Source organism: Massilia sp. ST3 (assembly GCF_018119405.1).
Taxonomy (GTDB): Bacteria; Pseudomonadota; Gammaproteobacteria; order Burkholderiales; family Burkholderiaceae_D; genus Telluria.
The window spans coordinates 33,951-48,427 of sequence record NZ_JAGPWC010000035.1 but is presented as its reverse complement, the minus strand read 5'-3'; the positions used below and the strand labels follow the sequence as shown (position 1 = coordinate 48,427).

Genomic DNA, 14,477 nt, shown 5'->3' with positions numbered 1-14,477 from the left:
ATGCCGCCGCCATCCGCGTGGCCGTCTCGGACGACGGCGGCGCCAGCTTCGGCCCGCCACGGCTGGTCGGCACGGCAAACGCCTTCGCCGACGCGCCCCGGCTGGCCATCGGCGCGGACGGCGCCCTGCACCTCGTGTATGCCCGCCAGCCGGACCGCCGGCGCGGGCCGGCGCTGGTCATGTACGCGCGCCTGCCGCCGGGTGGCGCGGCATTCGAGCCACCCCGCCCCATCTCGCCGCCCGGCGCCGGCTATCCGGGGCTGGCGATGGATGCACGAGGACGGCTGCTGGTGTCGTGGGAAGTATTTCCCCGGCCGGATGGACGCCCGCGCGGCCTGGCGCTCGCGGTGTCGGCGGACGGCGGCGCCAGCTTCGGCGCGCCGCAGCCCGTCCCCGGCAGCGCGCCGGCGCGCGGCGGCAACGGCAGCTACTAGGGCCTGCTCGGCAGGAAGCTTGCCGTCGCACCCGATGGCGGCATCGCCATCGTCAACAGCAACCTGGCTCCCGGCGAGGGCAGCCGGGTCTGGGTGATGCGCGGTGAGCTGCGTCGGTAAGCCTGGCCAAGCGCGTGAGGGGAATGCGCCATTCTGGTTAGAATGGTTTCCCACGGATGGGGTCTGGCCGCGTGCCGAATGCCGCCGCTCAACCACCGATCAACCGCAGGGATACGCGCGTCCCGCATGCCTCCACGAAGCACACGATGATCCCCCCCCTCTTGCTGCGGCTGCTGCCACTCCTGTTCTGCCTGCTCACCATGCACCCGGCCCGGGGACAAGCTGTCCCCGAACCTTCGCTGCCTTCCGCCGACCGCATCCGGCTGGCCGAAGCCTTCCGCCTGAAAGCCTGGATCGGCGAGCGGGTCTGGCCGGGCTGGAGCCGCACGATCTTCCCCGTGCTGCTGGTGACCCGGGATCAAGAATTCCTGGTCGGCCATCCGGCCCCCAGCGACGACTTCCGCCCGCTTGGCCGCGACGCCCTGCTCGGCCAGGAAGTCCTGGTGCGCAAGCGGGTTTTTCCGCCCAATCTGATGGCCACCTTCCCGGCCGTGAACGGCATCTCCACCGTCGTCGTCGGCCAGGCGCCCAACACGGACAGCCCGCAATCGACCGCCTGGGTCCTGACCCTGCTGCACGAGCATTTCCATCAATGGCAGTCCGGCGCGCCCGGCTACTTCGCCAGCGTCGACAGCCTTGGCCTGTCGGGCGGCGACAAGACCGGCATGTGGATGCTCAACTATCCCTTCCCGTATGCGAAACCGGCGGTGGCTGGCCAGTTCCGCACCCTCTCGCGGTCGCTGGCCCGGGCGCTGGACACCAGCCAGGGCGGCGCCGATACGGTGGCGGCGGCGCAATCCCGCTTGGCCTCGCTCGTCAGTCCGGACGAATTCCGCTACCTCGACTTCCAGCTGTGGCAGGAAGGCGTGGCCCGCTACACCGAGCTGCGCGTGGCCGAGCTGGCGGCCTCCGGCTACCAGCCCGACGCGCAGTTCGCCGCCCTGCCCGATTTCAGGCCCTATGGCCGTCAGGCCGCCACGATCCGCGCCGCCATGCTGCGCGAGCTGAAGGATGTGAAGCTGGCCGAGCAGCGCCGGGTAGCGGTGTATGCGATGGGGGCGGGACTGGCGCTGCTGCTGGACCGCGAGCAGCCCGAGTGGCGCATGCGCTACCTGGAGCAGCCTTTCACGCTCAGCAAGCCGGTCGAGGCTGCGGCGCCGAAGCAGGTCGATATACAGGACAAGCCTGCCACCCCAGGGGAACGGGTTTCTGATATTCCAGTTCACCATCAAAAATAACTCGCCTTATTTTTATAATCGATGTTGTGCAAATTGCGTATCGTGTTTATACTGCACGGATTAATTTAAGCGATCTGGTCCGATGACCAGTCAATCCTGGAGCGAAATAACATGGAACGACGACACGAAGACGCGATTACATCGCGCCTGGAAGAAATCCTCACGCGCGGTGCGGCCTTCATCAGCTGGAATGAGCTATATCTGTGGTACGGACAGAAGCGGCTGGCGGTGGGGTCGTATCGCGACCTGTCCAATCGCTGGGATGAGCTCGTCGAGTCCATGGAAGCGCAGTCGTCGACCGGCTGGAGCAAGGGTACGCAGGAACTGGGACACCTGGTGTTTGTGCAGAGCCCAATGAACGTCACTCCCGGCATTTTCCTTTTCGGCAGCAACATGGCCCAGCCAGTCTATTCGCCAGAATAAGCTTCGTCATAACGACACCCTTGACGCCGCGCCGCGGCCTTTCCTGGAAATTTGCCATGACTACTGCCCTCCATTATCGAGGCACGCTTCGCTATATCGGCTCGAATGTCGGCAGCAAGGTGACCGGCTTTGCCCTGCACAATGACCGGATCGACTTCGATTTGCTCACCCCGCAAACCTCCGACTCGTATGAGCACCGTGTCATGGGAAGCGCGACGCTAGTCGCGGACAATCGGTTCGTCTCCCCCGACATCCGCTTGACGGACCGTGACGGCGACCCGCTCCCGACCGAGGAAACCGATACCGCATGCCTGGTATTCTCCATCGTCGAGCACACGTCCCAGGAACTGCGTGTGGAAGGCAAGTGGATCTGCGGGAACGGAGACGAATACCTCTTCGACGACAGGCTGCATTGCATTGACCCCGCTACCCCGGAGCCTGATGGAGGCGTGGCGAAGCGGATTGCTCCCATGCTGAACAAGCTGGAAGACCGTCATTTCACGGATTGGCATGACGCCGAAGCAAAGCCGGCCACCCCCGGCCCCTACCGCTGCCTGTACCAGAATGGCCAGGGCAGATACGTCGAGGTTTACTCGACCTGGACCGGAACCTGCTGGACCACGGTGAAACCTCGGCTGGAAGATCTCGATAACGCGCGTGGCCAGGCGAATCACCAGGATATCCGGTGGCGCGGACTGACCGAAGAAGGATATCGCTACCTGACGGACTTGATCGCGGCGGACAATGACGCACGCCTGGCGCGTGAAAACCTGGCCTTGCTCGAACAGATCCGGACCGTGGAAAAGCAGGCGGCGTCGTTCAAGGAGCGTGCGGACAAGAAGTACATGGAATTCATCTCGCGATGCCGGAAAGACCGGCGGCTTGCCGAACGGGCGAGGGAAAGCCTGCACACGGGCGATCTTATATCCTTGCGTCCGTCCTTGCAGCAGGATGATTGCCCCGGCTACCAGGAAGCGCCGGGCGCCACCCTCGCCGCACGCAAGGAACAGCTTGAAGCAGCCCTGGCGGCCGCCAAACAGCGCTGCCAGTACTGGGACACCGTCTGGCACAACGAGCTCCGGCTGGACAAGATCGTCGATCCGTCGATCGATGCGGAGCTGGAGGACGGCGATGCCGTCACCACGCCCAAGGGCATGACGGTGGAATATGGCGAAAACATGAAGAGCAAACTGAGCAAGCACTCGCCACCCTGGGCCATCCAGGGAAGTTTTGGAAGCAAGGCGAAATAGCCGTCGGTGACTGGAGCGGGTGAAGGGAATCGAACCCTCGTCTTAAGCTTGGGAAGCTCCTGCTCTACCATTGAGCTACACCCGCGTTGCCAGCATTCTACGCGCGTTTGCCGGCATTTGACAAACCTTCAAGCAAATCCGGCCCACGCGCATCGGGCGGGCCGGGCGGGGTTTCAATCGGGCTGTTCGACCGTATAGCCCTTGGCCGCCAGCGCCGCAATCACGCCCTTCGGGTCGATGATGTCCTTGATCTGCAGCAGCGCGAAGGTCGAGGCGTTGGTCGCCAGGGCCTGCTCGGCCGCCCCCAGCCACTTCTGGCGCATCAGGGTGCGCATGTTCTTGAAGGCCGGGTCGGCGTCGAAGGCGGCGCTGCCGAACACCTTGCTGAAGCAGGCTTCCTCGCGTCCGGCGAAGTCCAGCTTGCGGATCTCGTCGATGTTGCCGCGCGCCCAGGCGTTGGCCATGGTGCTGGCCTCGGCGATCTCGGTTTCGAGCGTAGCCATCGTGTTCCTGAGGCAGGCGACGTCGTCGAGCGAGGTCTTCTTGAAGTTCTTGAGCATGGTCCCCGCGTTGTCCATCGGCAGGTCGACGATGGATGACGTGGTCTTGAGCTTGTTCTTCTTGACCAGCTCCTGCACGCGCTTGCGCACCGCGTCGTCGCTGGCCAGGCCCGCCTGCCTGCGCGCGGTGCGCATCAGGGCTTCGGCGGCGAAGACGGGACGCTCGCGTTCCGCGTCCTCGTTGTCCGGCATGTACTTTGTCCTGAATGCGGTCCAGCGTGCGTAGTCTTCCGGCGGCATCAGGTCGCGCAAGGTGGCGCCCCCGGGATTCTTGCGGATGCCGATCAGGTGCGGCAGCATGGTCACCGCCTTGAAGAAGCCGGGTTCGGCCTTGGCGCCCATCGGCGCCAGGTATTCCTGCGAGCCGGCGATCGCGGCTTCGACTTCGTGCGAGCGCCATTCCATGTTCTTCGGCAGCGGCGCGTAGGTGCCGAACACCCACAGCACGTGCCCGTCCTTCGACACCTTCCACATGCCCGGCCCGGGACGCTGGGCCACCACGTGGATCTGCTCCGGCGCCGCCTGCGCCTCGAGCGGAGCCGGCGCCGGTTCGGGTGCAGGTGCGGTTGTGGGCGGCACGGGATCGCCCGACTGGGCGAAGGACGGCGCCGACCACAAACACAGGCACAGCGCCGGAACAGCGAATTTGCTCATAAGGACATCCTGTTGTTATTGATGTGTGACGGAGCTTACCGCGTTTGCTCCGGTCACCACCAGGCAGTAACAGGATGTTGCAAATCCATTAGCCAAGCATAAGCGGCGCACGCTCCTTGTCGAGGCGCGGCTGAGACGCCTGGCCGTCCATGCGGAACTCCGCCACCAGGGCCACCAGGGTGGCCGACTGCTGCTGCAGGCTTTCGGCGGCGGCGGCGGCTTCCTCGACCAGGGCCGCGTTCTGCTGGGTCACGCCATCCATCTGGCCGATGGCCTGGTTGACCTGGCCGATGCCGGCGCTCTGCTCGGCGCTGGCGGCGGTGATCTCGGCCACGATGTCGCTCACGCGGCGCACGCTGCCGACCACGTCGTTCATGGTCTGGCCGGCTTCCGCCACCAGGGCGCTGCCGATGCCGACCTTGTCGACCGAGTCGCCGATCAGGGCCTTGATCTCCTTGGCCGCGGCGGCGCTGCGCTGGGCCAGGTTGCGCACCTCGCTCGCCACGACCGCGAAGCCGCGGCCCTGCTCGCCGGCGCGCGCCGCTTCCACCGCCGCGTTCAAGGCCAGGATGTTGGTCTGGAAGGCGATGCCGTCGATGACGCTAATGATGTCCACCACCTTCTTCGACGACTCGCTGATCGAGGACATGGTGTCGACCACGCGCGCCACCACCTCGCCGCCGCGGCTGGCGGTTTCCGACGCCGACAACGCCAGCTGGTTGGCTTGCTGGGCATTATCGGCGTTCTGGCGCACGGTGCTGGTCAGCTCTTCCATCGAGGCCGCGGTTTCTTCCAGCGCGCTGGCCTGCTGCTCGGTACGGCCGGACAGGTCGGTATTCCCCTGGCGGATTTCGCCGGCAGCCGTGGCCACGCTCTCCGAGCTTTCGCGCACGCGGCGCAGCACGCTCTCGATCTTGGCCACGAAGCCGTTGAAGCCGATGGCGATGGTCGCCAGTTCGTCGTTGCCGCGCACGTCCAGGCGGGCGCTCAGGTCGGCGTTGCCGCTGGACAGGCCGGTCATGGTGTGACCCAGCACGCGCAGGGGACGGGTCAGGCGGCGCAGCACGGTGACCATGACCAACGCCGCGGCGATCGCACAGGCCACCGAGACCAGCAGGTTGTAGCCGACCAGTTCACGCGCCGAGGCGGTGGCCACGCTGCGCGGGAAGCTCAGCGAGATCGCCCACGGCGCGATGTCCGGATGGAGGCGCAGCGGCTGCAGCAGGTGCAGCACGTCCTGGTCGTCGAGGTACTGGTAGGGCTGGCCCTGGCGTACCGCTTCCAGCGCCGCGGCCGGCAGGTCGTCGGCCTTCTTGCCGTTGCGGGCATGGTCCTTGTTGCTGGCGTACAGGCCGCCGTTCGAGATCAACGCCAGGGTGCCGCCGTCCATCGTCTTCATACCGGCCAGCATGGCGCCGAGCTTGGTGAGCATGAAGTCGCCGGTTACCGCGCCCTGGAATTTGCCGTTCACCATGATCGGCGCCACCAGCGAGGCGATCAGCTCGTCCTTGCCGTTGATCGGATACACATAGGGCTCCGAGAAGAACGCGCGGCCGTTGGCTTTCGGCACCTCATACCAGGCGTTCATGGCGGCGTCGCTGCCGAACACGATGGGCTCGATATTGACCTTGCCGTCCGCGCCGCGCGAGAAGTACGGCATGTAGCGGCCGCTGGCATCGTAGTGCGGCTTCTGTCCGGCGAATTCGGCATCCTTGCCGTCGAGCGCGTTCGGCTCGAAAGTGGCAGCGCTTCCGACCAGGTCTCCGGCGCGCGAAATGTGCTTGTGGATGATATGGTTGATCTGCTCGCGCGTCGGCGCCTGCTGGGCGCCGACCGTGGCTTCCAGCGCGCCCGCGATGGCCTCGATGCCGGCCATGTTCTGCGCCAGGCGGCCTTGCAGCAGGGCGGTGGCTTCGCGCGTCAGCGTGTGAGCGTGCGCTATCGCCTCGGTTTCGGCGCTCCGGCTGCTCTTGACGCCGATGAAGGAGGAGGTGATGCCCAGGCTCAGCACCACCAGCGTGGTCGCGGTGACGCAAATCTTGGCGCTCAGGGACAGGGAAAGTCGGCGCGCCGGGCGCGCCTGCGTGGTCTGGTTCATGTTGGTTCCGTGCTTCTCAATCGATCATCAACTGCGGAGGGGTCTTCGCGAGGCGCGTAGCGGCGGCGGGCTCACCCTGGATCTTGAATTCGCCCACCAGCGACACCAGCAGGGCCGATTGGCGCTGCAGGCTTTCGGCGGCGGCGGCGGCTTCCTCGACCAGGGCCGCGTTCTGCTGGGTCACGCCATCCATCTGGCCGATGGCCTGGTTGACCTGGCCGATGCCGGCGCTCTGCTCGGCGCTGGCGGCGGTGATCTCCGCCACGATGTCGCTCACGCGACGCACGCTGCCGACCACCTCGTCCATGGTCTGGCCGGCTTCGCTGACCAGCATGCTGCCCATGCTGACCTTGTCGACCGAGTCGCCGATCAGGGCCTTGATTTCCTTGGCCGCCGCGGCGCTGCGCTGGGCCAGGTTGCGCACCTCGGTCGCCACGACCGCGAAGCCGCGGCCCTGCTCGCCGGCGCGCGCCGCTTCCACCGCCGCATTCAGCGCCAGGATATTGGTCTGGAAGGCGATGCCGTCGATGACGCTGATGATGTCCACCACCTTCTTCGACGAGTCGCTGATCGAGGTCATGGTCTCGACCACGCGCGCGACCACCTCGCCGCCGCGCGCTGCGGTCTCGGAGGCGGACAGCGCCAGCTGGTTGGCCTGCTGGGCGTTGTCGGCGTTCTGGCGCACGGTGCTGGTCAGCTCTTCCATCGAAGCGGCGGTTTCCTCCAGCGCGCTGGCCTGGTGTTCGGTACGCGAGGACAGGTCGCTGTTGCCCTGGCTGATCTCGTTCGCGGCCATGGCCACGCTGTCGGAACTGGTGCGCACGCGCGCCAGCACCGATTCGATCTTGGCCACGAAGCCATTGAAGCCGCTGGCGATGGTCGCCAGCTCGTCGTTGCCGCGCACGTCGAGGCGGGCACTCAGGTCGGCGTTGCCGCTGGACAGGCCGGTCATGGTCTTGCTCAGCACACGCAGCGGGCGGGTCAGGCGGCGCAGCACGGTCACCATGATGAAGGCCGCGGCGATCGCGCAAACCACCGAGACCAGCAGCGCATAGCCGATCAGCTCGCGCGCCGATGCGGTGGCCACGCTTTGCGGGAAGCTCAGCGCGATCGACCACGGGGCGATGTCCGGATGGATGCGCAGCGGCTGCAGCAGGCGCACCATGCCCTTGGCGTCGACGAATTCGTAGGGTTTGCCCGCGCGTACCGCGTCGAGCGCGGCGGCCGGCAGGTCGTCGGCCTTCTTGCCGTTGCGGGCGTGGTCCTTGTGGCTGGCGTACAGGCCGCCGTTCGAGATCAGCGCCAGCGAGCCGCCTTCCACCAGCTTCATCTCGGCCAGGATGGCGCCGAGGCGATTGACGTTGAAGTCGGCGCTGGCGGTGCCCTTGAACTGGCCGTCGACCAGGATCGGCACCACCAGCGAGGCCATCATGACGTCCTTGCCGTTCACCGGGTACAAGTATGGCTCGGTGAAGAACATGCGCTTGCTGGCCTTGGGTACGTCGTACCAGTCGTTGGCGCCGGGCGTGGTCGGGAAGATGATCGGCTCGACGCTCACGCCGTCCGCGCCGTTACGCGTGAAGTAAGGCATGTAGCGGCCGCTGTCGTCGTACATCGGCTTCTGGCCGGAGAATTCCGCGTCCTTGCCGTCCAGCGCATTCGCTTCCATGGTCACGGCGGCGCCGAACAGGTCGTCGGAGCTCAGCAGGGCCGCCTTGGTCATCTCGGCAACCTGGTCGCGCGCCAGCGGCTGGGCGGCGGCCAGGGTCGAACGCATCGTGCCCGCCATGGTGGCGGGAATGGCCAGGTTGGCGCCAATGCGGCTCTGCATCGCGGCGGATGCCTCGCGCGCCGAGGTGCGCGCCAGGTCCATCGCCGCCTCTTCGGCGCTGTGGCTGCTCTTGACGCCGATGAAGGCGGAGGTAATGCCCAGGCTCAGCACCACCAGCGCGGTGGCGGTGGCGCAGATCTTGGCGGTCAGGGACAAGGACAGGCCGCTACGGCGCGGCTTCTTCGATTCGGTCATGGGGATGTCTCCGCAGGTCAGAAGGTCTTGGCCACGCTCACGGTGAAGGTGCCCTTGGCGGGGTTCGAGACCGCCAGCCTGCCGTCGCCGCGCGGCATGCCGGTGGTGTAGCGGTCGTAGGCGTCGGTCGCGCCCTTGGCGCGGGTCCAGGCCGTGGATACGGTCCAGCCGCCGTCGAAGCTGCGGGTCACACCGGCCTTCACGTCGCGCCAGTTCCAGTAGTCGTTGCCGACGCCGGCCACGCGGCCGTCGCCCGCATGCAGGTTCAGCACATAGCCGCCGCCCAGGTCGTGGTTCACGCCCACGTCCAGGTAGCCGGTGCCGCGCGCATTCACGATGCCGAAGAAGTCGCGCGTCATGGTGCGGTTGTACTTGGCGTAGAAGGACTTCCAGGTGACCCCGAGCGACAGTTCACCGTAGTTGAACTTGGTGTTGGTGGCGCTGATCGCGGCGCCCGGATACAGGTAGTAATAGGCCATCAGGCTGTAGCCGACCGGACCGGCCGTGCCGCTGTAGCCGCCGTACAGGTCCCATTCGACCCGTCCGCCCTCGACGAAGCGGTCGCTGATGGTCGAGGCCCAGGTGCCGGCGGACCAGCCGTCGGGACGCACATAGTCGACACCGACCTGCAGGGCCGGCCGGCCCCAGGTCTGGCGCACGCCGCGCGAGACGTACTGCGAGGCGACGGTCACGGTGGTGGTGATGGGAAGCGCGGCGGCGGCGACGGGCGCCATGGTGGCAGGCGCCGGAGGAGCGTCATCGGCGTGCACCGCCGGGATGGCCAGCATGGTCAGGGAGAGCACCGGCAAGAGCCGGAAAGAGGCGGATTTCATCGTCAATCTCAATCAAGTCGGTTCACAGCAGTGCGCGGCGTGGTGCGGCAGGATGTCCAGCCGGCGCATTCAAAGAATTAGTTCCTTGCGGAAATTCTATGAGCCGAAAGATAGTTTTCGAGAGAATTTGGCTAATGCGATAACGACTTTTTGCTGAGCTTGCGTCATCGGCGCAACAACCCGGCAAAAAGCGTAGATAGCTTGTAAATAGGCGCAGTTACAGTAGAACGACCGTGCTGCGCGATGCGTCACGCATTGAACGATGACTTATTGGGGTGGCTCGGAGAGGTCCGGACGTTCCAGCAGTTCCTGGGCCAGGCGCAGCCCTTTCACCATCACGGAAAAGGCTTCGTGCTTGGACGCTTCGTCCGGGACGCGCAGCACGTAGGAAGGGTGGTAGATGGTCACGACCCAGCTGTCGCCATGGCGCACCGGCCGGCCCAGCGTGTCCTTGAGGGTGACGTTCTTCTCCTGCATGACCGATTTGAGGGCGGTGGCGCCCATGGCCACGATGACCTTGGGCTTGCAGGCCGCGAGTTCTTTCTCGAGCCAGTAGTGGCAGGCTTCGATCTCGCGCTGGACCGGGGTCTTGTGCAGGCGCCGCTTGCCGCGCGGCTCCCACTTGAAGTGCTTGACGGCGTTGGTGAGGTAGACGCTCTTGCGGTCCAGCCCGGCCTGTTCGAAGACCTGGTCGAGGAGTTTGCCGGCCGGCCCCACGAAGGGCGCACCGGCCAGGTCTTCCTGGTCGCCCGGCTGCTCGCCGACGATCATGATCGGGGCGCGCTTCGGCCCCGCCCCGCCCACCGCCTGGGTAGCGTGCTCCCACAGCTCGCAGCGCCGGCACTCGTCCAGCTTCGAGGGTTGCTGGCGTTCGGGCTGGGCCGCCTCGGGCGCGATCGGGATGGTGGCGCCGCTGCGCCGTCCCACCGCCTGCACCTGGCCGATGCGGCGCGCGCCCAGGCCGGCCTGGCTCACCAGCGACGGCACCAGGGCGCCTTCGGGCAAATTCTTCCAGAAGCGCGAAGGAATGTGGCTCTGCATCACCGAGGTATTCAGGCGCGCCGGGTTGAAGATGCTGCGGTAGTAGGTGAGCCAGAGCGCCTCGCCGCTGTCGTCGAGGTCGGCCGCGCTGGACATCAGCGGGCCGCAGTTGTGCAGGGTGCTCCCGTCCCACAGCACGCTGGCCTCGGGGGTGGCGATCATCCAGCTCACCTTGCCCATGCGGCTGACGAAGTGCTCGGCGACCTGGGGCAGCACGTCGTGGCGCGGCTCGAACCAGGCCACGAAGCGCGGCGCGCCGGCCTCGATGGGGCGTTCGCGGAAACGGATGTAGGCGTGCATGTCGTGCTCCTCGCGGCGCACCGCCTTGACCATGGCGTGCAGGCGCGCGCCGTCCGGGTCGGCGGGCGACTGCACGTCGTGCTCGCCCTGCTGCCAGCGCCACAGCACCCGGTACAGGAAGGACCAGGGCAACAGCGAGCGGTCGGCCTCGCGGTAGCAGGCGGCGGATTGCAGCATCTCCAGCAGCGAGCGCGGCAAGTGCGGTGCCGGTTTTGGTTCCTGCAACTGGATAGCCGCATTATGCGGGGGGCTCTCCGGCGCTGGCGCACCCGAGAACAAATCGCCGCCGGGCGCGCCCCAGGTCACCGCCTCGGGCGGCACGCCGGCCCGCAGCAGCTCGCGCGCCGCCTCGCGCCACTGCACGAAGCTGCTGGCCTCCAGCGCCCGGCCTTGCAAGACAGTCTGCACCGCGCTGGAGGCCGGGGCGTTCATGCCGCCTGCAGCTCCGGCCAGAGATTCATCTGCTGCGCCGGCTGCTGGTCGGCCAAATGGCGGCGCAGGATGCTGGACTCCGCCGCCCCTTGCGCCGGCTTGTAGTCGGCGGTGACGACGAAGGGCGCCAGCTTCTTGAGGCTGCAGCGCAGGCGCGACAGGTCTTCCCAGCGGATGCGGCGCAGGCGGCGCAAGTCCACCAGGCGCTTGGCGTTGCGCAGGCCGATGCCGGGGATGCGCGCGATCATGCTGGCGTCGGCGCGATTCAGGTCCATCGGGAAGTGTTCGCGGTTGGACAGGGCCCAGGCCAGCTTGGGGTCGACGTCCAGGGCCAGGTTGCCGCTTTGGGGCATCAGCTCGCCCGCCGTGAAGCCGTAGCCGCGCAGCAGGAAGTCGGCCTGGTACAGGCGGTGCTCGCGCAGCAGCGGCGGCGGCGCGGCCGGCACGCTCTTGGGGCTCTGCGGAATGGGGCTGAAGGCCGAGTAGTACACGCGCTTGAGCTTGTAGCTGCCGTAGAGGGTCTCGGCGGTGTTCAGGATGGTGTGGTCGTCGCTGACGTCGGCGCCGACGATCATCTGCGTGCTCTGGCCGGCCGGGGCAAAGTTCGGCGCCTTCGGCTCCTCGGCCTTTTCGTCGAGCTTGCGGCGGATCGAGCCCATCGCCAGCTTGATGGTGTGGACGCTTTTTTCCGGCGCCAGGCGGGTCACGCTGTCGTGGGTGGGCAGCTCGATGTTGACGGACAGGCGGTCGGCCCAGCGCCCCGCTTCCTCGATCAGGGCCGGGTCGGCGTCGGGGATGGTCTTGAGGTGGATGTAGCCGCGGAACTGGTGCACCTGGCGCAGCTGGCGCGCCACCTCGACCAGCTGCTCCATCGTGTAGTCGGCCGAGCGGATGATGCCCGAGCTCAGGAACAGGCCGTCGATGTAGTTGCGCAGGTAGAAATCCTGGGTCAGCTTGACCACTTCCTCGACCGCGAAACGGGCGCGCGGCACGTTGGAGCTGCGCCGGTTGATGCAGTACTGGCAGTCGTAGATGCAGAAGTTGGTCAGCAGGATCTTGAGCAGCGAGACGCAGCGGCCGTCAGGCGTGTAGCTGTGGCAGATGCCCATGCCGGTGGTGGCGCCCAGGCCGTCCTTGCCCTCGGACCCGCGCTTGGGCGCGCCGCTGCTGGCGCAGGAGGCGTCGTACTTGGCAGCGTCGGCCAGGATTTCGAGCTTGTCGTTGAGTTCCATCGCGGCGGCTTGACTGTATGGGCATACAGTATAACGCGACGGGGGGTGAGGACGTCTGGTGAGGCAGGGTTTTAGTGGTTCAAATGCGGGACATCAAAGGTGTGCGCGGGAGCCGCGTGCTTGCGTAGAAGCTTGGGTCCCCGCCTGCGCGGGGATGACGGTTTTTAGGGCAGCGATAAGAGTTGACTCTACCGTTTGGCCCACACCCTTTTGCACGTCATCCCGGCGAAGGCCGGGATCCAAGTTTGCTGGCAAACCGCTAACGCATCAAACCAACCGCTGCGCCTGCGCCAACACCTGCGGCTCCATCCGCCCGGCGATCTTCTTGAGGTAACTCCCCGCCAGCGCCACCCCCGCGCTACCCGCCCGGTGCAGCCAGGCATACGCTTCCACCAGGTCGCGCTGCGCGCCCTGCCCCGCCGCATACATCACGCCCAGGTTGTACTGCGCCCGCGCATGCCCCTGGCGCGCCGCGCACAGGTACCAGAAATGCGCGGCTTCGTAGTCGCGCTCGACGCCCTTGCCGCAGTCGTAGTGCAGCCCCAGCTCGAACTGGGCCAGCGCATGCCCCTGGTCGGCCGCCTTGTGGAACCAGTCGGCCGCCTCGCGCGGGTCGCTTTCTTCCATGCGGTCGAGCAGCGCGCCCACCATGTACTGGGCCGGCGCGTAATCCTGGGCCGCGGCGCGGCGGTACCAGGCCAGGGCCTGGGCGCTGTCCTGGGGCACGCCCACGCCGCCCTCGTAGCGCAGGCCGAGGTCGAACTGGGCGCGCAGGTGGCCCTGCTCGGCCGCCTTGCGGTACCAGGCGGCCGCCTGCTCGAGGTCCTGGGCGATGCCGTTGCCGCTGTCGTAGAGCTGCCCCAGGTGGTACTGGGCCGACGGCAGGCCCTGGTCCGCAGCCTGGCGGTACCAGTGCAGGGCCCGCGCCGGGTCGCGCTCGACGCCCTGGCCGTGCTCGTAGCGCATGCCGAGGTTGTCCTGGGCGCCCGCGTGGCCCTGCTCGGCCGCGCGCAGGTACCAGCCCAGGGCCAGCTCCTCGTTGCGCGGCACGCCGTGGCCGCTGTCGTAGATCAGGGCGAGGTTGAACTGGGAACTGGCGTGGCCCTGCTCGCCGGCGCGGCCGTACCACAGGATGGCCTGCTCGCTGTCCTGGGGCAGGTCCTGGCCCTTGTCGTAACGCAGGCCGAGGTTGAACTGGGCCGGGGCATACCCCTGGGCGGCCGCCTTGCGCAGCCAGTCCAGCGCGGCGAAGGAATCGCGCGGCAGGCCCTGGCCGCTGTCGTGGCGCAGCGCCAGGTTGAACTGCGAGCGCGCGTAGCCTTGTTCGGCCGCGCGGCGGTACCAGTCGAGGGCCGTGTCCAGGTCTTGCGGCACGCCCTTGCCGGTCTCGTACATCATGCCCAGGTTGTGCTGGGCGCCAGGCTCGCCCTGTTCGGCGGCCTGGCCGAACCAGTGCAGCGCCTGCTGCACGTCGTTCGGCACGCCCTGCCCTTTCGCATACAGCCAGCCCAGGTTGTACTGCGCCGGCGCATAGCCCTGCTCGGCCGCGCGGCGGTACCAGTAGGCGGCCTGGCCGAAGTCCTGCTCCACGCCCTGGCCCTTCTGGTACATCACGCCGAGGTTGTACTGGGCCTGCTCCAGGCCCGAGGACGCGGCCATGCGGTACCAGGCCACCGCCAGCTCGTAGTTGCGCGCCACGCCCTGCCCGTTGACGTACATGAAGCCCAGCGTGTGCTGGGCCTGGGCCACTCCGCGCTCGGCCAGGCCTTTTACGCGCAGGAATTCGGCCGTGTGGCGTTCCTGCGCGTCGCTGGAATGACTGGGAGTATCGAGCAT

General features: G+C 67.1%; 11 protein-coding genes and 1 tRNA gene. 4 read left to right on the top strand and 8 right to left on the bottom strand.

Annotated features, from left to right (window positions below):
* The 4 genes from KBW98_RS13745 to KBW98_RS13730 form a co-directional block, all read left to right on the top strand.
* Positions 1–434: sialidase family protein (locus KBW98_RS13745; RefSeq protein ID WP_211520711.1), on the top strand; the 434-nt coding region annotated here is incomplete at its 5' end.
* 266 nt (positions 435–700) lie between these two features.
* Positions 701–1,792, top strand: a complete 1,092-nt coding sequence (locus KBW98_RS13740; RefSeq protein ID WP_211520710.1) for a hypothetical protein — start codon at positions 701–703, stop codon at positions 1,790–1,792.
* A gap of 111 nt (positions 1,793–1,903) precedes the next feature.
* On the top strand, positions 1,904–2,215 hold the full coding sequence (locus tag KBW98_RS13735) for a hypothetical protein (RefSeq protein WP_211520709.1): 312 nt from the start codon (positions 1,904–1,906) through the stop codon (positions 2,213–2,215).
* 56 nt (positions 2,216–2,271) lie between these two features.
* The gene (locus KBW98_RS13730) at positions 2,272–3,465 is read left to right on the top strand and encodes a hypothetical protein (protein WP_211520708.1); all 1,194 of its coding nucleotides are present in this window, start codon (positions 2,272–2,274) and stop codon (positions 3,463–3,465) included.
* An 11-nt stretch (positions 3,466–3,476) separates the two neighbouring features.
* Here KBW98_RS13730 and KBW98_RS13725 read toward each other — a convergent pair.
* The 8 genes from KBW98_RS13725 to KBW98_RS13690 all read right to left on the bottom strand — a co-directional run bounded on the left by KBW98_RS13725 (position 3,477) and on the right by KBW98_RS13690 (position 14,477).
* Positions 3,477–3,550 (bottom strand) — tRNA-Gly (locus KBW98_RS13725).
* Positions 3,551–3,638: 88 nt separating this feature from the next.
* Positions 3,639–4,679: a TraB/GumN family protein gene (locus KBW98_RS13720; RefSeq protein WP_211520707.1), complete on the bottom strand. Its 1,041-nt coding sequence runs from the start codon at positions 4,677–4,679 to the stop codon at positions 3,639–3,641.
* A gap of 88 nt (positions 4,680–4,767) precedes the next feature.
* Positions 4,768–6,777 (bottom strand): methyl-accepting chemotaxis protein, encoded by a 2,010-nt coding sequence (locus tag KBW98_RS13715; RefSeq protein WP_211520706.1) that lies wholly within the window; start codon positions 6,775–6,777, stop codon positions 4,768–4,770.
* A gap of 16 nt (positions 6,778–6,793) precedes the next feature.
* On the bottom strand, positions 6,794–8,803 hold the full coding sequence (locus tag KBW98_RS13710; RefSeq protein WP_211520705.1) for a methyl-accepting chemotaxis protein: 2,010 nt from the start codon (positions 8,801–8,803) through the stop codon (positions 6,794–6,796).
* A gap of 17 nt (positions 8,804–8,820) precedes the next feature.
* Positions 8,821–9,636, bottom strand: a complete 816-nt coding sequence (locus KBW98_RS13705; protein WP_229429182.1) for a TorF family putative porin — start codon at positions 9,634–9,636, stop codon at positions 8,821–8,823.
* Positions 9,637–9,903: 267 nt separating this feature from the next.
* Positions 9,904–11,409, bottom strand: a complete 1,506-nt coding sequence (locus KBW98_RS13700) for a UdgX family uracil-DNA binding protein (RefSeq protein ID WP_211520704.1) — start codon at positions 11,407–11,409, stop codon at positions 9,904–9,906.
* Positions 11,406–12,641, bottom strand: a complete 1,236-nt coding sequence (locus KBW98_RS13695) for a putative DNA modification/repair radical SAM protein (protein ID WP_211520703.1) — start codon at positions 12,639–12,641, stop codon at positions 11,406–11,408. Before KBW98_RS13695 ends, KBW98_RS13700 begins: the two co-directional genes overlap by 4 nt.
* A 267-nt stretch (positions 12,642–12,908) precedes the next feature.
* Entirely contained in the window at positions 12,909–14,477 is a 1,569-nt protein-coding gene (locus KBW98_RS13690; RefSeq protein ID WP_211520702.1) for a tetratricopeptide repeat protein, read from the bottom strand.

Bases quoted from the DNA above. Each gene is read 5' to 3' on its own strand.
- KBW98_RS13740 (WP_211520710.1), top strand. From the start codon at position 701: ATGATCCCCCCCCTCTTGCTGCGGCTGCTGCCACTCCTGTTCTGCCTG.
- KBW98_RS13735 (WP_211520709.1), top strand. From the start codon at position 1,904: ATGGAACGACGACACGAAGACGCGATTACATCGCGCCTGGAAGAAATC.
- KBW98_RS13730 (WP_211520708.1), top strand. From the start codon at position 2,272: ATGACTACTGCCCTCCATTATCGAGGCACGCTTCGCTATATCGGCTCG.
- KBW98_RS13720 (WP_211520707.1), bottom strand. From the start codon at position 4,679: ATGAGCAAATTCGCTGTTCCGGCGCTGTGCCTGTGTTTGTGGTCGGCG.
- KBW98_RS13715 (WP_211520706.1), bottom strand. From the start codon at position 6,777: ATGAACCAGACCACGCAGGCGCGCCCGGCGCGCCGACTTTCCCTGTCC.
- KBW98_RS13710 (WP_211520705.1), bottom strand. From the start codon at position 8,803: ATGACCGAATCGAAGAAGCCGCGCCGTAGCGGCCTGTCCTTGTCCCTG.
- KBW98_RS13705 (WP_229429182.1), bottom strand. From the start codon at position 9,636: ATGAAATCCGCCTCTTTCCGGCTCTTGCCGGTGCTCTCCCTGACCATG.
- KBW98_RS13700 (WP_211520704.1), bottom strand. From the start codon at position 11,409: ATGAACGCCCCGGCCTCCAGCGCGGTGCAGACTGTCTTGCAAGGCCGG.
- KBW98_RS13695 (WP_211520703.1), bottom strand. From the start codon at position 12,641: ATGGAACTCAACGACAAGCTCGAAATCCTGGCCGACGCTGCCAAGTAC.
- KBW98_RS13690 (WP_211520702.1), bottom strand. From the start codon at position 14,477: ATGCTCGATACTCCCAGTCATTCCAGCGACGCGCAGGAACGCCACACG.